We start from the raw sequence: 20839 nt of genomic DNA, 5'->3' as shown, positions 1-20839 counted from the left end.
GTAACCGTGGGTGTAGGTCCACGCCGCGCCCAATGACCCGATGGGCGCCATGTGGATGAACGCGTCGCCACGCGCCCGGGGAAATCCGCGTCAGGTGGGGCATGATTCTGTTGCGTGGACACCGCGCGCAGCGCGGCGCAAGCGTCCGAAGCCGGTTCCAGGCGGCGCCAGCGTTTTACCGACGTTTAGCGCCGAACGAAGCATGCCCGGACGTTCATGACGCCCGAGCGGAGAGCAGCCACGCAGGGCGTGGCTCTACGTCACTGGCGGCGTACGGATTGGACTACCGACAATCTGCGCAGGCGGCGCATCACTTCGGCCAGGTGGTTACGGTCGCGGACCTGGATGCTGAAAGCCAGCACCGCCGCGTTGAAATCGCGGTCCAGGTAGTCCACCCGCTCGATGTTGGAGTGGCTCTGCGCGATCGCTGCGGCCAGCTGGGCCAGCACGCCGGTGCCGTTCTCCACTTCCACCACCAGTGCGGTGTCGTAGTCGCCGGACACAGCGGTGTCCCAGCCGATCGGCACCCAGCGCTCGGGCGACTTGCGCAGCTCGGCCAGGTTCGGGCAGTCCATGCGATGTACCACGATGCCCTTGCCGGCAGTGTGATAGCCCATGATCTCGTCGCCGGGGATCGGCTGGCAGCAGTTGGCGAAGCTGACCACCCCACGCTCGCTGCCGTTGATCAGGATCTTTTCCTGCGAATGCTTCGAATGCGCGCCGCCGCGCAGTTCGGCATAGGCCATCAGCGCCTGCGCGGCCTGGTTGGGCATCCAGTTGCCCAATGCCACTTCGGCCAGCAGGGCCTCCAGGCGCGGGTAACGGTGTTCGGCCAGGAATGCATCCAAGCGCCCCTTCGGCAACCGCTCCAGCGAGCTGTCCATCGACTCCAGCGCGCGGTCGAGCATGCGGTGGCCCAGTTGCACGGCGTCTTCGTGTTCGAGCTGCTTGAGCTGATGGCGGATCGCGGTGCGCGCCTTGGAACTGACCACGAACTCCAGCCACTGCGGCTTGGGCGTTGCCGAACGCGCGGTGATCACTTCAACGGTCTGCCCGCTGACCAGCTTGGTGCGCAGCGGTACCAGCTTCTTGTCCACGCGCGAGGCCACCGCCATGTTGCCCACGTCGGTGTGCACCGCATAGGCGAAGTCCAGCGCGGTGGAATTACGCGGAAGCGCGAGGATCTTGCCCTTGGGGGTGAACAGGTAGACTTCGTCCGGGAACAGGTCGACCTTGACGTTGTCCAGGAACTCCAGCGACGAACCGGCGGCGCGCTGCGAATCGATGAGCTCCACGATCCAGGCGTGCGCCCGGCTCTGCGCGCTGTTGGGGGTGTCGCCACCGAACTTGTAGGTCCAGTGCGCGGCCACGCCGCGCTCGGCGATCAGGTCCATTTCCTCGGTGCGGATCTGCACTTCGATCGGCGAGCCGTACGGGCCGAACAGCACCGTGTGCAGCGACTGGTAACCGTTGGCCTTGGGGATGGCGATGAAATCGCGGAAGCGCCCATCCAGCGGCTTGAAGGTGGCATGCACCGAGCCCAGCGCGTGGTAACAGTTGGGAACGCTGCGCACGACCAGGCGGAACCCGAACACATCCATGACCTGGTCGAAGGATTTGTTCTCGTCGCGCATCTTGTTGTAGATGCTCCACGGGGTCTTGATCCGACTGACCAACCGGTGCTCCAGTCCTTCCTTGGCCAGCCGCTGCGACAGCTGCACTTCCACCTGCGCCATGGCCTCGCGGCGGACCACCGGCTGGCTGCGGATGTGCTTTTCCAGGATCGCATGGCGCCACGGGTACAGCGCCTTGAAGCCCAGGTTCTGCAGCTCGCTCTTGACCAGGCTCATGCCCAGCCGCTGCGCGATCGGGGCGTAGATTTCCAGGGTCTCGCGGGCGATGCGGCCACGTGCCTCACTGCTCTGCGCGCCCAGCGTGCGCATGTTGTGCAGGCGGTCGGCGAGTTTGATCATGATCACGCGCAGGTCGCGCGACATCGCCAGCAGCATCTTGCGGAAGCTTTCGGCAGCCGCTTCCTGGCGGTCGCGGAACTTCAGCTTGTCCAGCTTGGTGACCCCGTCCACCAGCTCGGCCACGGCTTCGCCGAATTCGGCAGCCAGCGCTTCGCGGGTCAGCGGGGTGTCTTCGATGGTGTCGTGCAGGATCGCGGCAATCAGCGCTTCCACGTCCAGGCCAAGCTCGGCCAGCACCTGCGCCACTGCCACCGGATGGGTGATGTACGGTTCGCCGGACTTGCGGGTCTGCCCGGCATGCGCGGAAGCCCCTACCTCCCAGGCACGACGCAGCAGCGGCAGCTGCTCGGGCGGCAGGTAATGGGCTGCACGTTCAAGCTGGAGGACATAGTCGGGTACGGCCGCGCCGGGGGACGTGGCGACCTTGGCAGAAGGGCCTGGGTTCATGGCTGGAAGACTATTCCAGCGACGGGATAACGGCAAATCATTGCCTCATGACCCAATGCAAACAGCCCGCACATGGCGGGCTGTCTGTGGCAACAACGAACGATCGCGTGCGATCAGTCGTCGTTCTTGGACATGTCTTCGTCGGCGACGACTTCGGCAGCGGCCCATTCCAGTGCTTCACGCTCGGCGCGCTCGCGTTCGGCCTTCTCGACTTCGTCGATCAGGGCGTTGTCGATCTTGCGGGCAGCAATTTCGCGCAGGGCGAGTACGGTCGGCTTGTCTTCGGATTCGCTGTTGTCCAGGGTGGCCTGGACGCCGTTGGCCAGCTGACGGGCGCGCTTGGACGCCATCATGACCAGCTCGAAACGGTTATCCACGACTTCCAGACAATCTTCTACGGTGATGCGGGCCATGCGGGCTCCCGGCAGCCGGTAAGGGCTGCTCAATCGAATGAGGGAAAGGGGACGGATTGTACCTGCCGGGACTGGACAAAATCAAGCCGACCGGTTACCCACCCCTTGTGAATCAGTCAGTTGCCGTTGCGTCCTGGGTCAACAGGGCCTGGATCAGGCCCGCGTGGCGGACCTTCTGGGCCTCCCGGCGCAGCCGGCTGGCGGTGAAGATGGCGCACAGTTCGTCCACGGCGGTCTCGAATACCTCGTTGACGATCACGTAGTCGAAATCGTTGAAGTGCAGCATTTCCTCACGGGCAGCGGCCAGGCGCTGGGCGATGACCGCCTCGCTGTCCTGCCCGCGCTTGCGCATGCGGTCCTGCAGGGCCTGCTTCGAGGGCGGCAGGATGAACACCGTGACCGTGCCCGGGACCAACTGGCGCACCTGCTGCGCCCCCTGCCAGTCGATCTCCAGCAGCACGTCCTGGCCGGCCGACAGCTGCGGCTCGACCGACTGGCGGGCGGTACCCTTCCAGTCGCCATGCACCCAGGCGTGTTCAAAGAAATCGCCCGCAGCGATCATCCGTTCGAACTCCGCGGCGCTGACGAAGTGATAGTGCTCGCCGTTCACCTCGCCCGGCCGCATGACGCGCGAGGTGAACGAGATCGACAGCGCGATCTGCGGGTCGCGCGCCAGGGTGGCGTTGACGATGCTGCTTTTGCCGGCCCCGGACGGGGCGGCCACGATGTACAGCGTGCCGCGGGCCGGCTCCGGGCTCTGGAGGGGCTGGCTGCTCATTCGATGTTCTGCACCTGTTCGCGGATCTGGTCGATCAGCACCTTCAGCTCGACGGCGGCGTTGGAGGTGCGGCTGTCCACCGACTTGGAGCCCAGCGTGTTGGCCTCGCGGTTGAACTCCTGCAGCAGGAAGTCCAGGCGGCGGCCGACCGGCTCGCGCTGCTTGAGCACGCGGCGGATTTCCACGATGTGGCTGCGCAGGCGGTCGAGCTCCTCGTCCACGTCCAGCTTCTGCAGCCACAGCACCAGTTCCTGCTCGGCGCGGCCGGGGTCGACCGGGTGCGGCAGGTCGGCCAGGCGCGCAGACAACTTGGTGCGCTGGCCTTCACGGATCAGCGGAATCAGGGTGGTGACCTCGGCGGCAATGCGCTCCACGCCATCGACGCGTTCCTGGATCGCCGTGGCCAGCTTGTCGCCCTCACGCTCGCGGGCGGCGACGAAGCCGTCCAGGCTTTCGTCCAGCAGGGCCAGCGCCTCGGCCTGCAGCGCAGCGGCGTCGACCGCCTCACCCTGCATCACGCCCGGCACCTGCAGCAGCTCGGTGAAGCTCACCTGCAGGCTGGGGAAACCCGGGGCCAGCCGGGACGCCAGCTCGCCGAGCTGGGCCAGCAGCACATCGTTGACCACCAGCGCACCGGTGACCTCCGGCGCGCGCAGGCGCATGACCAGATCGATCTTGCCGCGGCTGCAGCGGTTCGCGACACGTTCGCGCAGCTGCGGCTCCAGCGCACGCAGTTCCTCGGGCAGGCGTACGCCCACCTCCAGGAACCGGTGGTTGACCGAGCGCAGCTCACAGGCCAGCGTGCCCCAGGGTGTGGCGCGCTCGCCGCCGGCGTAGGCGGTCATGCTTCGAATCATGCGGGTTTCCGGTGCTCTCAAAGTGCAAATGGTACCCTAGCGCTTCCTTTGGAGCCTCCTCGCCTGCCGGTCCCCGGTCCGGGCGCGGTCCCGCATCCCTCGTCTTACCGGAAGCCATCCATGTCCGATCCCCGTCCCAGCGGCCGCCAGGCCGACCAGTTGCGCGAAGTGCGCATCGAACGCGCCTTCACCCGCCATGCCGAAGGCTCGGTGCTGGTCAGCTTCGGTGAAACCCGCGTGCTGTGCACCGCCAGCGTGGAAAACCGCGTGCCGGGCTTCCTGCGCGGCAAGGGCGAAGGCTGGGTCACGGCCGAATACGGCATGCTGCCGCGCTCCACCCACACCCGCAACGACCGCGAAGCGGCCCGTGGCAAGCAGGGTGGCCGCACGCTGGAAATCCAGCGTCTGATCGGCCGCACCCTGCGCGCCTGCGTGGATCGCGGCGCGCTGGGCGAACGCACCATCACCCTGGACTGCGACGTGCTGCAGGCCGATGGCGGCACCCGCACCGCCGCCATCACCGGTGCCTACGTGGCGCTGGTGGATGCGGTGAACTTCCTGCTCAAGCGCGGCGACATCAAGCGCAACCCGATCTTCGGCGCCGTCGCCGCGGTGTCGGTCGGCATCTATCGCGGCACCCCGGTGCTGGACCTGGATTACGCCGAAGACAGCGATTGCGACACCGACATGAACGTGGTGATGAACGACGGCGGCGGCTTCATCGAACTGCAGGGCACCGCCGAAGGCCACGCGTTCCGCCGCGAAGAGCTGGACGCGCTGCTGGCCCTGGCCGAAAAGGGCATCACCGACCTGTTCGCGGCCCAGCAGGCCGCGCTGGCGCAGCCGTGAACCGGCGCCTCGCCCTGGCCACCCTGGTGGTGGCCGATTACGACGAGGCGATCGCCTGGTACACGGGCAAGCTCGGCTTCCACCTGATCGATGACATCGACCAGGGCAGCAAGCGCTGGGTGGTGGTCGGCCCGGCCGATGGCAGCGCTGCCGCGCTGCTGCTGGCCCGCGCCAGCAACGAGGAACAACAGAGCCGGATCGGCAACCAGACCGGTGGCCGGGTCGGCTTCTTCCTCAACACCGACGATTTTTACCGCGACCATGCCGCCATGACTGCGCGCGGCGTGGAATTCCTTGAAGCCCCGCGCGAAGAGCCCTACGCCACCGTCGCGGTGTTCCGCGACCTGTACGGCAACACGTGGGACCTGCTGGAGCCCAAGCAATGAAACTGGTACTGGCCAGCGGCAACGCCGGCAAGCTGAAGGAACTGCAGGCCATGCTGGCCGGCCTGCCGCTGCAGATCGTGGCGCAGGCCGAGCTGGGCGTGAGCGATGTGCCCGAAACCGGCCTGACCTTCGTCGAGAACGCACTGATCAAGGCACGGCATGCCTGCGCGAGCACGGGCCTGCCGGCGCTGGCCGACGACTCGGGGCTGATCGTGGATGCGCTCGACGGCGCGCCCGGTCTGTACAGCGCGCGCTATGCAGGCAGCCCGACGAATGATGCGGCCAACAACGCCAAGCTGCTCGAGGCGATGCGCGATGTGCCGGCCGAGCGCCGCACTGCGCGCTTCTACGCGGTGATCGTGCTGCTGCGTCACGCCAATGATCCGCAGCCGCTGATCTGCGAAGGCAGCTGGGAAGGCGAGATCCTTGATGAACTGCGCGGCAGCCATGGCTTCGGCTACAACCCGCTGTTCCTGGACACGGTGCTGGGCCAGACCGCCGCTGAAATGGCGCCGGACGTGAAGAATGCGATGAGCCACCGCGGCAAGGCGCTGCAGGTGTTGAAGCAGAAGTTGTCGGCGTTGATTTGAATCGTTTGTTGACCATTTCCTGGGGGCCGGCCAACGGCCGGCGCTACCGATGAGCACGATGTCAGACCACCATTGCCACCCGGGCGAACGCTGCGACCACGACCACAGCGTGTCGCTGGTGCCGCCACCGCTGTCGCTCTACGTGCACCTGCCCTGGTGCGTGCGCAAGTGCCCGTACTGCGATTTCAATTCGCACCAGGCCAAGGGTGAACTGCCGTTCGAGGCCTACATCGATGCGCTGATCCGCGACCTGGACCAGGACCTGCCGCTGGTCTGGGGCCGGGTGGTCAACAGCGTGTTCTTCGGCGGCGGCACGCCCAGCCTGTTCCCGCCCGAGGCGATCGACCGTTTCCTGCAGGCGGCCTCGGCACGCCTGCGCTTCGCACCGAACCTGGAAGTGACCCTGGAAACCAATCCGGGCACGGCCGAACATGGTCGCTTCGACCGTTACCGCGCGTCCGGGGTAAACCGCATCAGCTTCGGCATCCAGACGTTCAACGATGAAGCGCTGCAGCGGTTGGGCCGCATCCACGACAGCGGCGAAGCCGAGCGGGCGGTGAAGCTGGCCCAGGACGCCGGCTACGACAACTTCAACATCGACCTGATGTACGCACTGCCACAGCAGACACTGGCCCAGGCCGAGCACGACCTGGAACGCGCGTTCGCGCTGCAGCCCACCCACCTCTCGCACTACCAGCTCACCCTGGAGCCGAACACGGTGTTCTTCGCGCGACCGCCGCAGGGCATTCCAGACGACGATTCGGCGTGGGACATGCAGGAACACTGCCAGCGCCTGCTGGCCGAGGCAGGCTACGCGCAGTACGAAGTGAGCGCCTATGCGCGGCCCGGGCGGCAAAGCCAGCACAACCTCAACTACTGGCGCTTCGGCGATTACCTGGGCATCGGCGCCGGCGCCCACGGCAAGATCAGTTCCGGTGCCGGACAGCAGGTGCTGCGCCGCTGGAAGCACAAGCACCCGCAGACGTTCATGGACACGGCCGGCACGGCCGCTTCGATCGGCGGCGATGAGGTGATTGGTGCCGACCGCCTGCCCTTCGAGTACATGCTCAACCTGCTGCGCCTGCATGAAGGCTTCCGGTTCAAGGATTTCGAGTCGCGCACCGGGTTGGACCGGGCACGGATCGCCGCGCCGCTGCAGGTCGCCCTCGCCAATGGCTGGATGACGGTGCGGGGCGACCACGTCCAGCCGACCGAGCTGGGCCGGCGCTTCACCAATGATGTGGTGGAATTGTTCCTGGGCTGAGGGTGTCGGGAGATCCCTTCTGGCGGGGGCCTTGGGAAAACGTTAGATTCTGTGCTCTCAGGGGAGCCGGAACCTAACAACGGATGTCTGCGTCCGCACCTTCATCGCCACCCGATCCGACCCGGTTCGCCAGCGTCAATGCACCCCCGCGCGTGCGCCGCCTGCTGGCCGCGCTGCACGCCCTGGCCGTGCAGACCCTGAGCACCCCGCTCAAGCTGACCATCGTGGAGCTCGAGCGCGAACTGTTCGGCGACGCCGAGCGCGCGCGCAACAGCCAGATCCAGGCCGATATCTACGCCCAGGCCCGGCGCCTGCACGATATCAACGCGCAGTTCGCGTCCCGCTTCCTGGACGCGCTGGCCACGACCCTGGCCAACCTGCGCGAACCGCGGATGCGGCACGCCTCCACCTCCAGCGCGCCGGTGTCGGCCACTACGCTGACCCTGGTCACCGACACCGATATCGACCGCGACATCGTGCTCGCCGACATCACCCGGCGCGAAGCGCAGCGCTCGGCCAGTGCGCTGCAGCTGCTGGGGCAACGCTTTGGCGTGCTGGCCGCCGGCCCGGCGTTCGACGTGGAGGACCTGCCATTCGGTCCCTACGCGCTGTGCCGGATCACCCGTGAGCTGGGCGAAGCGTTCGAGCTTGGCCTGGAAACCCAGCTGGCGCTGTACCGCGTGTTCGACCGCCAGCTGCTGGAACGGCTGGGCGAACTGCTGGAACGCGCCAACGTCCTGCTTACCCATGAAGGCGTGCTGCCCGGGCTGGTCTATATGCCGTACCTGGCACGCTCGGCCACCACCCGCCGCATCGTTACCGGCCCCCAACGCGGCCCGGGCACTGCGCCCGCGCGCGAACCCGGCGCGGTCGGACGTCCGCTCACCGGCTGGAGCGGCTCGCCCAGCACCGGCAGCTGGGCGGCGATGACCAGCGAAGCGATCGGGCAGATGGCGCCGCAAGCGGCGGCGGACGGCCCCGCCCCGGCGGCGCCGCCAGTGCCGGCGGAAGGCGTCCCGGACGACATGAACGCCCCGGCGCTGTCGGCCCTGCATCACCTGCTCGACGCCGCCCGCAACACCCAGGGCGCCGCCGGTCTCGGCCACGGCGGCCCTGTCGCCGCCGCAGGCACTTCGGTGGCAGGCGGCGACCGTGCGCCGGGCACCGCGCCGGATCAACCAGGTGCCGCCCCAAGCCCGGCTGCGACGGGCACACAGACCCCGGGCGCGTCGTCGTCCCAAACCGATCCTTCCGTGGACGGTGAGCGCCCGCCACCCGTGGCGATCTCCAGCGGCAACCTGCACGCCACCCTGGCCAAGCTGCAGGCGCAGTCGGCCGGCGTGCGCCGGACCATGGCCGACCTGCACAACGCGCTGCTGGCGCAGGTGCGCGCCGATCACGGGCCGCAGGCCTCGCTGACCGTCAAGGACACCGATACCTTCGACCTGCTGGACATGCTGTACGGGCAGATCCACCGCGAAGTCCGCCCCGACGCGGCCGCCGTGGACCTGCTCACCCGCCTGCAGGTGCCGGTGGCACGCGCGGCCCTGACCGACCCGGCATTCTTCGTCCGCGACCAGCATCCGGCACGCGAGCTGCTCAATGCGGTGGCCGAAGCCGGGGCCAACTGGCTGGGCGAGGACGATGTCGACCCGCAGCTCGTACAGAAGCTGGACCGCGCCGTTGACAAGGTGGTGACCGACTATGCAGGCGACGCGGCGGTCTTTGAAGCAGCCAACGACGAAATCCAGCAGCACTTCCGGGCCCTGGCGCACAAGGCCGAGCTGGCCGAGCGCCGCCATGTGGAAGCGGCGCGCGGCAAGGAACGGCTGGAATCGGCCAAGCAGCAGGCCGGCGCCAGTATCGAACAGCTGTGCGCGCAGGCCGCCCCACCGCGGTTCGTACAGTCGCTGCTGAAGCAGGCCTGGTCGGACGTGCTGACCTTGACCCTGCTGCGCAACGGCGAGGGCTCCGAACAATGGCAGGCGCGCGAACAGGAAACCGCCCGCATCGCCGAGGTCACCTGCCAGCCGCCCGGCAGCGCCGACAGCGATACCCAGCTCGGCCAGCAGGTCGAAGCGGCACTGCTGCAGATCGGTTACCACCAGGATGAAGCGGCGGCGATCGCGCGGCGGCTGTCCACCCCGGGCGGCGAAGACGACAGCAGCTCACGCACTGAACTGACCGCCCGCATCCGCGCGCGCACCCGGCTGGGAGAGCCGGCCGAAGGAAACGAAGCGCGGCGCGAGGCGCCGCTGGCACGCAGCCCCGCCGAGGAAGACTGGTACCGCCAGCTGCGCACCCTGCCGTTCGGCACCTGGTTCGAATTCACCACCAACCAGCAGGGTGACCTGCGCCGCCAGCGGCTGTCCTGGTACAGCCTGATCACCGACAACGCGCTGTTCGTCAATCCGCGCGGACAGAAGGTGGCCGAGCATTCACTCGACGGCCTTGCCCGGCTGATGGCGCATGGCCAGGCGCGCCTGGTCAGCGAGGGCAAGAGCCGCCTGATCGACCGCGCCTGGCAGGCCACCCTGCGCACCCTGCGCTCGCTGGCCGGCCCCCCGGAGACTGCGGAGACTGCCGAATGAACGACGACACCCGCCGTGCCCCCCGCCGCGAGGTGGCCGATCAGGTGCCGGTCACCGACATGATGACCGAGGCCGTGATCGGCCGGCTGGGCAATGTGTCCGAGACCGGCATGCTGATGATCTGCTCGGTACCGATGACGCCCGACGCGCTCCATCAGTTCCGCTTTGCCATCCAGGGCACCCACGGCCAGCCCGTGCAGGTGGACGTGGGCGCGCACCTGCTGTGGAACGAAAAGAGCAATGCCCCCGGCCAATCCTGGGCCGGCTTCCGCTTCCTGACCCTGAGCGGCGAGCACCGCGAACAGCTGCGCGCCTGGATCGCCGAGGAATCTTCGGCGGTGTGAGTGCCGGTTCCGGCACAGCGCGCGCGGGCTGATTGCGGCAGAATCAGGGACTGCATTCCGCACTGCCCTGTGAGCCTCCGCGATGAACCAGCCCGACCTCGGCGCCCTGTATTCCCATCATGTCCGCGTGCTGTGCCAACGCGCCGACGAAGCGCTGGCGCGCGGCGGCTTCGACCACCTGGTGATTCCCAGCGGCACCCTGCATTACCAGGCCTTCGACGATCGCGACTATCCCTATGCGGTGAACCCGAACTTCAAGGCCTGGTTGCCACTGACCAAGGTGCCCAACAGCTGGCTGGTCTACACCCCGGGCCAGCGCCCGAAGGTGATTTTCCACCAGCCGTTCGATTACTGGCACGTGGTGCCCGATGCGCCCAACGGCTGGTGGGTGGAACACTTCGACATCGAGATCATCCGCACCCCCGACCAGGCGCTGGCGCTGCTGCCGCGCGACGCGGCGCGCTGCGCGGTCCTGGGCGAGCCGCAGAGCGCGCTGGGCGCGTTCACCCCGAACAATCCCGAGCCGGTCATCCACTACCTGGACTGGCACCGCGCCAGCAAGACCCCGTATGAAATCGCGCTGATGCGCCAGGCCCAGCAGCTGGGCGTGCGCGGCCACCGCGCCGCCGAGGCGGCGTTCCGCGCCGGTGCCAGCGAGTTCGAGATCCACATGGCCTACTGCCGCGCGGTCGGCCAGGATGCCAACGAGCTTCCCTACGGCAACATCATTGGCCTGAACGAACACGCCGCCGTGCTGCATTACACCGACCTGGGCCGCAGCGCACCGCAGCCGCTGCGCAGCTTCCTGATCGACGCCGGTGCCAGCGCCTTCGGCTATGCCAGCGATATCACCCGCACCTACGCGGCCGCCGGCCATGATGAGTTCCAGGCGATGATCGACGCAGTCGACGCTGCCCAGCAGAAGATGGGCGTCGGCGTACGCGCGGGCGTGGACTACAAGCAGCTGCACATCGATGCGCATCTGTCGCTGATGGGCATCCTGAAGGATTTCGGGGTGCTGAAGGTTTCGCCGGAAGCGGCGCTGGCCACCGGCGTCAGCGCGGCCTTCTTCCCGCACGGCCTGGGCCACCTGATCGGCCTGCAGGTCCACGACGTGGCCGGCTTCGCCGCCAGCGACCGTGGCGGCCGCGTCGAGCGCCCGCAGGGCCATCCGTACCTGCGCCTGACCCGCGTGCTGGAACCGGGCATGGTGGTGACCATCGAACCGGGCGTGTACTTCATCGACATGCTGCTGGACGAAGTGAAGCAGCGTGGCCACGGCGACAGCATCGACTGGGCTCGCGTGGACTTCTTCCGGCCTTACGGTGGCATCCGCATCGAAGACGAAGTGCTGTGCACCGAGGGCGATGCGGACAACCTGACCCGCCCGGAATTCGCCAAGGCGTAACGTCGGTCGATGCTTTCCCATGCTGCCGGGCTTTGCCCGGCAGCTTCATGCATTCTTGCGAACAGCCGGTGGTCATCGCATGGCCTGAGCTGGGCCGGCGGGTGCGGGGGTACGGGGGGCGCCGTGAATACGTCCGTGTAGGCTCTTGCGAAACATCCATGTTTCGCAAAGCCCCCGTACCCCCGCCCCCGCCGACCCTCCACGGTGTGCTGGTGGCCACGGAAGATCAACGGCGGCGCCGTGCGATTCCATGCGTTACCGGACGGTGATGCGTTCCGTGCGTTCGTTCGGGAACCGAACCTACCTGCAGCACCGCGTAGAGCCACGCCCTGCGTGGCTGCTCTTTGCATCCGCACGCGATCAACCATCGGGGGAGGCCGGCGGGCAGCCCCTGTAGGGACTGTCAAAAACATGGATGTTTTTGACAAGCCTACAAGGATGTATTTACGGCGTGTCCCGTAAGGGGCTGCCCGTCGGCCTCCCCAGCACGTAGCAACTGAAACGCCGCTCTTCGCCTTGGACTCGAATCAGCCAGCAGCGTTCATTTCCTGCTCGATCTCATCAGCACTTCGCGCCAAACCAGCCGTCAACACGTGATGCCCGCTGTCGGTGATCACCACGTCATCCTCGGTACGAATGCCGATCCCACGCCAGCGCGCTTCCACGCTGTGGTCGTCGGCACTGATGTACAGGCCCGGTTCGATGGTGAACACCATGCCCGGTTCCAGCAGCCGCGAATCGCCCGCCAGCCGGTAATCGCCCACATCGTGCACGTCCAGGCCCAGCCAATGGCCGGTCTTGTGCCGGTAGAAACGCTGGTAGTGGCCGTCGGTGATGTTCTCTTCCAGCGTGCCGGTGAGCAGGCCCAACCGCAGCAACCCTTCGGTAAGCGTCTGCACCGCCGCCAGATGGCCGGCCTCGTACGGCACGCCCGGCTTGGCCTGCGCCAGCGCCGCCGCCTGCGCCGCACCGACCAGATCGTGCAGCGCGCGCTGCTCGGCCGTGAAGCGGCCATTTACCGGGAACGTACGGGTGATGTCACTGGCGTAGCCGCGGTACTCCGCGCCGGCATCGATCAGCACCAGCTCGCCATCGCGGCTGCGCGCGTTGTTGGCGCGGTAGTGCAGGATGCAGCCGTTCGCACCCGTGCCGACGATGCTGCCGTATGCCGCCCACGCATCGTTGGCGCGGAACTCGCGCTCCAGATCCGCCTGCAGTTCGTACTCGTGGATACCCGGCCGCGCCGCACGCATCGCGGCCCGGTGCGCCTGCACCGTGATGTCGGCAGCGCGCTGCATCAGTGCGATCTCCGCACCGGACTTGAACAGCCGCTGCTCATGCAGCAGGTGGCCCAGTTCCAGGAACTCATGCGGCGGCTGCGCACCATGTCGCACCTGCGAACGTACCCGGTTCACCCAGCCGATCAGCTTCAGGTCGAACTCGGCATCGCGGCCGAAGTGGTAGTACACCCGCGAACGCCCTTCCAGCAGCCCCGGCAGGATGTCGTCCAGATCGTCGATCGGGTACGCATCATCCATGCCGTACTGCGCCACTGCACCTTCCTGGCCGGCGCGTGCGCCGTCCCAGGCTTCGCGGTCGGCGTCGCGCTCGCGGCAGAACAGGATCACCTCGCCGTGGCGGCGGCCGGGAATCAGCACCAGCACCGCGTCCGGCTCCGGGAAGCCACTCAGGTACCAGAAGTCCGAATCCTGCCGGAACGGATAATGCGTATCCAGGCTGCGTACCCGCTCCGACGCGGCCGGCAGCACCAGGATGGCGTCATCGCCGGCCATTTCCATCAACGCCTGGCGGCGCCCCGCGTATTCGGCCGCGCTGATGCCGGTCAACTCGCGGATGCCCATCTCAGTTCAGGCTTTGCCGGTGGCGCGCGGCCATCACGCAGTCGCCGTGCAGGATCAGCACCGCCACGCGGATGAATTCTTCGATCTCGGCAAGTGCATCCTCGTCGTCATCGTTGCCGCTCTCAAAATCCTCGCTGGAGGCCTGGGCCAGCTTGGCCAGGTCGTTGAGCGCTTCCTCGCCTTCTTCAGACAGCGTGGGACGCTGCTGGCCCGCACCCAAGCCGAAGCCACCCAGGAACGCGCGCGCCCAGGTGAACAGCGCATCGGCCTGCACGGCGGTGTCCTCGGCATCGCTGAGCAGCAGTTCGAAGGCGAAATCGCGGTCCTCCAGCTGCGCCACGCTGGCGCCCAGCAGTTGGTCCAGCGCACCGCCTTCGGCCGGGGTAGGCAGGTTGTCATCGGCCAGCACGAACGCCGGCCAGCGCCGATCCGGCGCTCCACCGGCCGACAGCCAGCCGCACAGGCCACCGTGGAGCTCGGCGGCAGTAGCGCCCAGGCCCGCCGCCTGGCTGGCCTGGTTAACGTCGTTGACACTCGGAAGTTCGGTCATCTTGGGGCTCGATCAGGTGGGTCGGCGGCGCAGCCGGCAACCCTGGGGTTGGCAGCGCCACAGTGTATCAATCCGTCCCCCTTCATTATTCGCTTGACCGCCTCCACCCCCCTTGCCTATCGTGCCGGACATGGAACCCGCCGATGCCATCGCCCAATTGCAGGCCTTTGCCGCCCGGGTGGAGGCATTGCTGGAACGCAACCAGCGGCTTGCCGAGGAAAACCGCAGCCTGCGCCACCAGCAGGAACAGCTGGTCAACGAGCGCTCGCAACTGCTGGCCAAGAACGAGCAGGCCCGCTCGCGGGTGGAGGCGATGATCACCCGGCTCAAATCCCTGGAGCAGCACACATGAGCCAGACCGAACCGGTCAGTGTCCGCATCCTGGATCGCGAATACACGGTAGGCGTGGGCGCCGACGAGCGCGAAAGCCTCACCGCTGCGGCACGCCTGCTGGATGCCAAGATGCGCGAGATCCGTGGCAGCAACCGCATGGCCGCCGTCGACCGGGTGGCAGTGCTGGCCGCGTTGAACCTGGCCCACGAACTGCAGCAGCTGCGCGACGACCACGCCCGCCAGGCGGTGGCCCTGCAGCAGACGCTGGCCGATCTGAACAGGCGATTGGATCGGGCGATCGACGGTTGAGGGCTTCGGCGGCCCCACAGCGTTCCTTCATTGTTCTGAATTGGCAGGTAATCGGGCCGACGAACGGGGTATCCGATCCGGTGCGGTTGGCTATAATGGCCACGCGTTCTCTGCTGTGAACGACGGCGTGTGCAAACATTCGCCTTGTCCCTTAATTACGACCACGGGTGCGCGACGGCGCCGGGAGTGCAGGTCCGCCTTGTAGCGGGAAGCCCGAAGGAGCCCCAGCGTACCCACTTGAACCCCGGGTTCAAGGTCGTTTCGCACGCATCGTCACCGCGGAGAATGCAGTATTCCGGCAAGAGCGGCGTTCCACTGGAACGTCGCTCTTGTTTTATCCGGCCCCAACGGACCCAGGCATGACCGACCCGCGCTCCGCACTGCGCCAGCAGCTGCGCCAACGCCGCCGAGACATTCCCGCCGCGCAGCGCCTGGCCGCCGCCGAACAGCTCGCCGATGCCCTGCTTGCACTGCCATTTGCGCCAATCCACGGCCACGTTGCCGGCTATTGGGCACTGGATGGCGAAATCGCGTTGCACCGCTGGCAGATGCGCCTGCCCGACACCGCCACCTACTGCCTGCCCGTGCTGGCCGGCGATACGCTGCGCTTTGCGCCGTGGCGCCCGGGCCAGCCGCTGACCAGCAACCGCTTCGGCATTCCCGAACCCGATGTTGCCGTGGACGACACCCTGGCACCGGAACAGATGGCACTGGTGGTGGCCCCGCTGGTGGGTTTCGACGCGCAGTGCCGGCGGCTGGGCATGGGGGGCGGCTGGTATGATCGCAGCTTCGCATTCCGTAATCAGCGCCCGGCCCCGCCGTGGCTGGCCGGCGTCGGTTTTTCGGTGCAGCAGGTCGATGTTCTTCCGGTGCAGCCGTGGGACGTCGCCGTGGATGCGATCTGCACCGACACCACCACGTACCTTCCCCGATAGAACGACGCATGACCGCACGCAAGCGCTACTGGCTGATGAAGTCCGAACCGGACGCCTTTTCCATCGATGACCTCAAGCGCGTGGGCCAGGAACCCTGGAACGGCGTGCGCAACTACCAGGCGCGCAACTTCATGCGCGACGGCATGAAGGTCGGCGACGGCGTGCTGTTCTATCACTCCAACACCAAGGTGCCGGGCATCGTCGGCGTGGCCACGGTCGCCAGCGAGGCGTACCCGGACGAGACCCAGTTCAATCCGAAGTCCGATTACTACGATCCCAAGGCCACCCGCGAAACACCGCGCTGGTTGCTGGTGGATGTGGCCTTCGAGCGCAAGTTGCGCGACACCATTTCGCTGGACGAGATCAAGCTGCACGCCGACGCGCTGGGCGAAGGGTTTCCCCTGATCGCGCGCGGCAACCGGTTGTCGATCCTGCCGGTGACCGCCGCGCAGTGGAAGCTGCTGCTGTCGCTGGAAAAGCACTGACCCTTTCTTTCACGAGTTTCCCGCCATGTCCGAAGCCAAACGCCTTGCCGCAGAAAAAGCCCTGGAGTACGTCGAAGACGGCATGATCGTCGGGGTCGGCACCGGTTCCACCGTTGCCTGGTTCATCGACGGCCTGGCCCGTATCCAGCACCGCATCAAGGGCACCGTGTCCAGCTCCGAGCAGAGCACCGCGCGCCTGAAGCAGCATGGCATCGAGGTGCTCGAACTCAATCACACCGGCGCGCTGTCGCTGTACGTGGACGGGGCCGACGAGTGCGACGGCAACAAGTGCCTGATCAAGGGCGGCGGCGCGGCGCTGACGCGCGAGAAGATCATCGCCGAGGCCAGCGAGCGCTTCGTGTGCATCATCGACCCGAGCAAGCAGGTGCCGGTACTGGGCAGGTTTCCGCTGCCGGTGGAAGTGATCCCGATGGCGCGCAGCCTGATCGCCCGCCGCATCATGGACATGACCGGTGGCCAGCCGGCCTGGCGCGAAGGCGTGGTCACCGACAACGGCAACCAGATCCTGGACATCCACCACCTGCAGATCACCGACCCGGTCGCGCTGGAGCGCGAGCTCAACCAGCTGCCCGGCGTGGTCGCCGTGGGCCTGTTCGCGCGCCGCCCGGCCGATGTGGTGATTGTTGGCGGTGAACCGCCGATGGTGTTCTGATACCCCCGCCGGCACGTCCGTGCCGGCTCTCCTGCGAGGTTTGCCCATGCCCTTGATGCGTCTGCTGCTGCCCCTGCTGTTGCTGCTCACCCTGTCCGGCTGCGCCAGCACCGGTACCCGCCATTGGGTGGAACTGGGTGGCGCCCGCTACCAGGTGGAGCTGGCCAACAATGATGAAAGCCGCGCGCGCGGCCTGATGTTCCGCGACGAGATGGCCGCCGACCACGGCATGCTGTTCGTGCACGACCGCCAGGAACCGCTGGCCTACTGGATGAAGAACACCAAGATCGCGCTGGACATCCTGTATTTCGACGACCAGCGCCGCCTGGTCAGCCAGCAGCGCGACGTGCCGCCATGTTCGGCCGGCGATCGTTGCCCGCCCTACCCCAGCAGCGGCCCGGCCCGTTACGTGCTGGAACTCAATGCCGGTCAGGCCGAGAAACTGGGCCTGCAGGATGGCGCGGTGATCACCTTCGGCCCAGGCATCGCCGACAAACCTTGAGCCCAGCCACCAGGCACACCCCGCCAGCCCCGTCAGGGCGCTGGCGGACGCTTTCAGCGCCCGGAATGTTTTCACGCCGCCCCGCTTGAATCGGGTCGCGTTTGTCGCCAGTCTGTAGGCATGCAGGCGACCATGACATTGCCGGCGTGGGACTCCCTGGCCGAACTGGACGACGAGGCGCTGCCGCTGTTGCCCACTGCCCTGCTGATCGCCCGCGACGAGTACCCCGACCTGGACCCGCAGGTTTACGAGGCGCTGGTGCAGAGCCATGCCGACCACCTGCGGACCGAGGTGGACACCATCGAACACTGGCCGCTCAAGATAGCCGCAGTCAATCGCCACCTGTTCGATGAACTCGGCTATGGCGGCGACCATGGCGAGTACTACGACCCGCGCAACAGCTACCTCAACCAGGTGTTCGAACGCCGGCTGGGGAACCCGATCTCATTGGCCATGGTGCAGATGGAAGTGGCGCGGCGGCTGGGCATTCCGCTGGATGGGGTGTCCTTCCCCGGGCACTTCCTGGTACGGCTGCCGGTCGATGATGGAATGCTGGTGATGGACCCGTTCAATGGCGGCCGGCCGCTGGACGTGGAGGAGCTGCGTGAACGCGCGCGCTCGCACCTGGGCGGCGAAGTGCCCGACGACAACGTGCTGGCGCAGATCCTGGATGCGGCCCCGGCACGGGCGATCCTGATGCGGATGCTGCGCAACCTGCATGGCGTGTACGTGGAGCGCAGCGAGTGGGACCGCGCCGCGCGCAGTGCCGACCGCCTGCTGAAGCTGGCCCCCGAACAGGACGATGCCCTGCGTGATCGCGGGCTGGCCTACCTGCAGCTGGATTACCAGGCAGGGGCGCGCCAGGACCTGGCGCTGTATCTGCAGCGCAACGGCCAGGCCAATGATGCGCAGTGGGTGCGCGAGAAGCTGGTGGAAATGGGCGGCCGCGTGCCGAGGTTGCATTGAAAGCAAGCCGGGCAGAGCCCGGCTCTACAAGCATGCATCGCCGGACCCGACGTAGCGCCGGGCTCTGCCCGGCTGCCTGCAATCAATCGACCTCGACCATTTCGAAATCGTCCTTGGTCACGCCGCAGTCCGGGCACGTCCAGGTATCGGGCACGTCTTCCCAGGCGGTGCCCGGGGCGATGCCCTCTTCGGGAAGTCCGTCTTCTTCGCGGTAGATGAAGCCGCAGACAACGCACATCCAGGTGCGGAAAGTGGGAGCGGTGGCGTCGGTCATCGGATAATCAGGCGTGGGACAGTACGGTCATAGGCCATTGTCCCACTCCCGCCGCCCTACCGGTAGCCATCGATGACCGCCCCAACTTCCCCGGCCGCGCCCGCGCGCGGCGTGTACCTGATCACCCCCGACGAAGCCGATACCGCCCGCCTGCTGGCCCGCGTGGCGCCGCTGCTGGCCGCCGGCCCGACCTGGCTGCAGTACCGCAACAAGACCGCCAGCGACGCGCTGCGACGCGAGCAGGCGGCAGCCCTGCAGGGCCTGTGCGCGGGCCATGGCGTGCCACTGATCATCAACGATGACCCGCACCTGGCCCGCGACGTGGGCGCTGCGGGCGTGCACCTGGGTGGTACCGACGGCGACATCGGCACGGCGCGTGCCCTGCTCGGCCCGGACGCCATCATCGGCGCCTCCTGCTACGACCAGCTGGCCAACGCCGAACAGGCCGTAGCCACCGGGGCCAGCTACGTGGCCTTTGGTGCCTTCTTCCCGACCACCACCAAGGTCACCAGCAGCCGCGCCCAACCGGCGTTGCTGCGGCAAAGCGCCGCACTCGGGGTGCCGCGGGTGGCGATCGGGGGGCTGACGCCGGACAATGTGGGCCCGATCATTGCCGCCGGTGCCGATCTGGTGGCCGTGGTCAGCAGCGTGTTCGCCGCCGCCGACCCGGTGGCCACCCTGCACGCCTACCTTGCTTGTTTCCAGGACCCTTCCGCATGAAGCACGACCAGTCCCACGCCCTGTTCACCCGCGCCCAGGCCCTGCTGCCGGGCGGCGTCAATTCGCCGGTGCGCGCGTTCAAGTCGGTGGGCGGCGAACCGTTCTTCGTCGAGCGCGCCGACGGCCCCTACCTGTACGACGTCGACGGCAACCGCTACATCGACTACGTGGGCTCCTGGGGCCCGATGATCGTCGGCCACAACCACAGCGCCGTGCGCCAGGCGGTCAAGCACGCGATCAACAATGGCCTGTCGTTCGGCGCGCCGTGCGCGGCCGAAGTCACCATGGCTGAAACCCTGACCCGACTGGTGCCGTCGTGCGAGATGGTACGCATGGTCAATTCGGGTACCGAAGCCACGCTGTCGGCGATCCGGCTGGCGCGCGGCGCCACCGGCCGCAACCGTATCGTGAAGTTCGAAGGCTGCTACCACGGCCACGGCGACTCGTTCCTGGTCAAGGCCGGCAGCGGCATGCTGACCCTGGGCGTGCCCACTTCGCCGGGCGTGCCGACGGGCCTGAGCGAACTCACCCTGACCCTGCCCTACAACGATTTCGAGGCCGCCACCGCCTTGTTCGCCGAACAGGGCGCGGACATCGCCGGTCTGATCATCGAACCGGTGGTGGGCAACGCCAACTGCATTCCGCCGCGCGCAGGTTACCTGCAGCACCTGCGCGCGCTGTGCACGCAGTACGGCACGGTGCTGATCTTCGATGAAGTGATGACCGGTTTCCGCGTGGCCCTGGGCGGCGCGCAGGCGCATTACGGGATCACCCCGGACCTGACCACCTTCGGCAAGATCATCGGCGGCGGCATGCCGGTGGGTGCCTATGGCGGGCGCCGCGAGCTGATGTCGCAGATCGCCCCGGCCGGCCCGATCTACCAGGCCGGCACGCTGAGCGGCAACCCGGTGGCAATGGCCGCCGGCCTGGCGATGCTGGAACTGGTACAGGAACCGGGCTTCCACGAGCGCCTGTCGGCGGCCAGCGCGCGCCTGTGCGCCGGGCTGGAAGCGGCTGCGGCCGAGGCGGGCGTGGCAGTGACCACCAACCAGGTGGGCGCGATGTTCGGGTTGTTCTTCACCGACCAGAAGGTGGAGACCTACGCCCAGGCCACCGCCTGCGACACGGCGGCGTTCAACCGCTTCTTCCACGCGATGCTGGAACGCGGCGTATTCCTGGCGCCGTCAGCGTACGAAGCCGGGTTCCTGTCGAGCGCGCACGATGACAGCATCATCGACGCGACGATTGACGCCGCGCGCGAAGCGTTCAAGGTGGTTGCGGCTGGGTGATGCGGCTTCGGTGGGCGTAAACGCCGGTTGGCGAATCGCCG

23 protein-coding genes and 1 other RNA gene are annotated in these 20839 nt (G+C 67.4%); 17 read left to right on the top strand and 7 right to left on the bottom strand.

What is annotated here, in order from left to right; translation table 11 throughout:
• Nucleotides 1–260: 260 nt before the first annotated feature.
• The 4 genes from WIX41_RS12790 to WIX41_RS12775 form a co-directional block, all read right to left on the bottom strand.
• Nucleotides 261–2420, bottom strand: coding sequence for a RelA/SpoT family protein (locus WIX41_RS12790; protein ID WP_339448098.1), 2160 nt, complete (start codon nucleotides 2418–2420; stop codon nucleotides 261–263).
• A 113-nt stretch (nucleotides 2421–2533) separates the two neighbouring features.
• Entirely contained in the window at nucleotides 2534–2833 is a 300-nt protein-coding gene (gene rpoZ, locus WIX41_RS12785) for a DNA-directed RNA polymerase subunit omega (protein WP_409187388.1), read from the bottom strand.
• Between the two features lie 112 nt (nucleotides 2834–2945).
• A complete protein-coding gene (gene gmk, locus WIX41_RS12780; protein ID WP_339448096.1) occupies nucleotides 2946–3611 on the bottom strand; it encodes a guanylate kinase in 666 nt (221 codons plus the stop codon).
• The gene (locus WIX41_RS12775) at nucleotides 3608–4468 is read right to left on the bottom strand and encodes a YicC/YloC family endoribonuclease (protein WP_409187387.1); all 861 of its coding nucleotides are present in this window, start codon (nucleotides 4466–4468) and stop codon (nucleotides 3608–3610) included. The genes gmk and WIX41_RS12775 overlap by 4 nt, the downstream gene beginning before the upstream one ends.
• 120 nt (nucleotides 4469–4588) lie before the next feature.
• On the opposite strand from WIX41_RS12775, the gene rph reads away from it, so the two are divergent.
• The 7 genes from rph (at nucleotide 4589) to pepQ (ending at nucleotide 11900) form a co-directional block, all read left to right on the top strand.
• Nucleotides 4589–5317 carry a ribonuclease PH gene (gene rph / locus WIX41_RS12770; protein WP_339448093.1) on the top strand — a complete coding sequence of 243 codons (729 nt, stop codon included), beginning with the start codon at nucleotides 4589–4591 and terminating at the stop codon, nucleotides 5315–5317.
• A complete protein-coding gene (locus WIX41_RS12765; protein ID WP_339448092.1) occupies nucleotides 5314–5703 on the top strand; it encodes a VOC family protein in 390 nt (129 codons plus the stop codon). The genes rph and WIX41_RS12765 overlap by 4 nt, the downstream gene beginning before the upstream one ends.
• Nucleotides 5700–6293 (top strand): RdgB/HAM1 family non-canonical purine NTP pyrophosphatase, encoded by a 594-nt coding sequence (gene rdgB / locus WIX41_RS12760; protein ID WP_339448091.1) that lies wholly within the window; start codon nucleotides 5700–5702, stop codon nucleotides 6291–6293. The genes WIX41_RS12765 and rdgB overlap by 4 nt, the downstream gene beginning before the upstream one ends.
• A gap of 58 nt (nucleotides 6294–6351) precedes the next feature.
• Entirely contained in the window at nucleotides 6352–7557 is a 1206-nt protein-coding gene (gene hemW / locus WIX41_RS12755) for a radical SAM family heme chaperone HemW (protein ID WP_409187500.1), read from the top strand.
• A gap of 83 nt (nucleotides 7558–7640) precedes the next feature.
• A complete protein-coding gene (locus tag WIX41_RS12750) occupies nucleotides 7641–10148 on the top strand; it encodes a DUF1631 domain-containing protein (RefSeq protein WP_339448088.1) in 2508 nt (835 codons plus the stop codon).
• The gene (locus tag WIX41_RS12745; RefSeq protein ID WP_339448086.1) at nucleotides 10145–10492 is read left to right on the top strand and encodes a PilZ domain-containing protein; all 348 of its coding nucleotides are present in this window, start codon (nucleotides 10145–10147) and stop codon (nucleotides 10490–10492) included. The genes WIX41_RS12750 and WIX41_RS12745 overlap by 4 nt, the downstream gene beginning before the upstream one ends.
• Before the next feature lie 82 nt (nucleotides 10493–10574).
• Nucleotides 10575–11900, top strand: coding sequence for a Xaa-Pro dipeptidase (pepQ, locus tag WIX41_RS12740; RefSeq protein ID WP_339448084.1), 1326 nt, complete (start codon nucleotides 10575–10577; stop codon nucleotides 11898–11900).
• A gap of 527 nt (nucleotides 11901–12427) precedes the next feature.
• Here pepQ and WIX41_RS12735 read toward each other — a convergent pair.
• Nucleotides 12428–13756: an aminopeptidase P N-terminal domain-containing protein gene (locus WIX41_RS12735; RefSeq protein WP_409187499.1), complete on the bottom strand. Its 1329-nt coding sequence runs from the start codon at nucleotides 13754–13756 to the stop codon at nucleotides 12428–12430.
• A gap of 7 nt (nucleotides 13757–13763) precedes the next feature.
• Nucleotides 13764–14312: a UPF0149 family protein gene (locus WIX41_RS12730; protein WP_339448080.1), complete on the bottom strand. Its 549-nt coding sequence runs from the start codon at nucleotides 14310–14312 to the stop codon at nucleotides 13764–13766.
• A 130-nt stretch (nucleotides 14313–14442) separates the two neighbouring features.
• On the opposite strand from WIX41_RS12730, the gene WIX41_RS12725 reads away from it, so the two are divergent.
• The 8 genes from WIX41_RS12725 to WIX41_RS12690 all read left to right on the top strand — a co-directional run bounded on the left by WIX41_RS12725 (nucleotide 14443) and on the right by WIX41_RS12690 (nucleotide 18515).
• The gene (locus WIX41_RS12725; protein WP_214901773.1) at nucleotides 14443–14664 is read left to right on the top strand and encodes a TIGR02449 family protein; all 222 of its coding nucleotides are present in this window, start codon (nucleotides 14443–14445) and stop codon (nucleotides 14662–14664) included.
• Nucleotides 14661–14954 carry a cell division protein ZapA gene (locus WIX41_RS12720; protein ID WP_339448073.1) on the top strand — a complete coding sequence of 98 codons (294 nt, stop codon included), beginning with the start codon at nucleotides 14661–14663 and terminating at the stop codon, nucleotides 14952–14954. The genes WIX41_RS12725 and WIX41_RS12720 overlap by 4 nt, the downstream gene beginning before the upstream one ends.
• A 104-nt stretch (nucleotides 14955–15058) precedes the next feature.
• A non-coding RNA gene (gene ssrS / locus WIX41_RS12715) (6S RNA) lies at nucleotides 15059–15243 on the top strand.
• Between the two features lie 70 nt (nucleotides 15244–15313).
• The gene (locus WIX41_RS12710; protein ID WP_339448071.1) at nucleotides 15314–15889 is read left to right on the top strand and encodes a 5-formyltetrahydrofolate cyclo-ligase; all 576 of its coding nucleotides are present in this window, start codon (nucleotides 15314–15316) and stop codon (nucleotides 15887–15889) included.
• Between the two features lie 8 nt (nucleotides 15890–15897).
• Nucleotides 15898–16374 carry an EVE domain-containing protein gene (locus WIX41_RS12705; RefSeq protein ID WP_339448069.1) on the top strand — a complete coding sequence of 159 codons (477 nt, stop codon included), beginning with the start codon at nucleotides 15898–15900 and terminating at the stop codon, nucleotides 16372–16374.
• Nucleotides 16375–16399: 25 nt separating this feature from the next.
• Nucleotides 16400–17047 carry a ribose-5-phosphate isomerase RpiA gene (rpiA, locus tag WIX41_RS12700; protein ID WP_339448067.1) on the top strand — a complete coding sequence of 216 codons (648 nt, stop codon included), beginning with the start codon at nucleotides 16400–16402 and terminating at the stop codon, nucleotides 17045–17047.
• 46 nt (nucleotides 17048–17093) lie between these two features.
• The gene (locus WIX41_RS12695; protein WP_339448066.1) at nucleotides 17094–17549 is read left to right on the top strand and encodes a DUF192 domain-containing protein; all 456 of its coding nucleotides are present in this window, start codon (nucleotides 17094–17096) and stop codon (nucleotides 17547–17549) included.
• Nucleotides 17550–17669: 120 nt separating this feature from the next.
• On the top strand, nucleotides 17670–18515 hold the full coding sequence (locus WIX41_RS12690; protein WP_409187386.1) for a SirB1 family protein: 846 nt from the start codon (nucleotides 17670–17672) through the stop codon (nucleotides 18513–18515).
• Nucleotides 18516–18597: 82 nt separating this feature from the next.
• Here the strand turns inward: WIX41_RS12690 and WIX41_RS12685 are convergent, their stop codons facing one another.
• Nucleotides 18598–18789 (bottom strand): rubredoxin, encoded by a 192-nt coding sequence (locus WIX41_RS12685; RefSeq protein ID WP_339448064.1) that lies wholly within the window; start codon nucleotides 18787–18789, stop codon nucleotides 18598–18600.
• A 72-nt stretch (nucleotides 18790–18861) separates the two neighbouring features.
• Here WIX41_RS12685 and thiE point away from each other — a divergent pair, with 72 nt between their 5' ends.
• Nucleotides 18862–19509 (top strand): thiamine phosphate synthase, encoded by a 648-nt coding sequence (gene thiE, locus WIX41_RS12680; RefSeq protein WP_339448062.1) that lies wholly within the window; start codon nucleotides 18862–18864, stop codon nucleotides 19507–19509.
• Nucleotides 19506–20798 carry a glutamate-1-semialdehyde 2,1-aminomutase gene (gene hemL, locus WIX41_RS12675; protein ID WP_339448060.1) on the top strand — a complete coding sequence of 431 codons (1293 nt, stop codon included), beginning with the start codon at nucleotides 19506–19508 and terminating at the stop codon, nucleotides 20796–20798. The genes thiE and hemL overlap by 4 nt, the downstream gene beginning before the upstream one ends.
• Nucleotides 20799–20839 lie beyond the last annotated feature (41 nt).

The organism is Stenotrophomonas sp. AB1(2024), assembly GCF_037482345.1.
GTDB lineage: Bacteria > Pseudomonadota > Gammaproteobacteria > Xanthomonadales > Xanthomonadaceae > Stenotrophomonas.
This window is presented reverse-complemented; position numbering and strand designations above follow the sequence as displayed.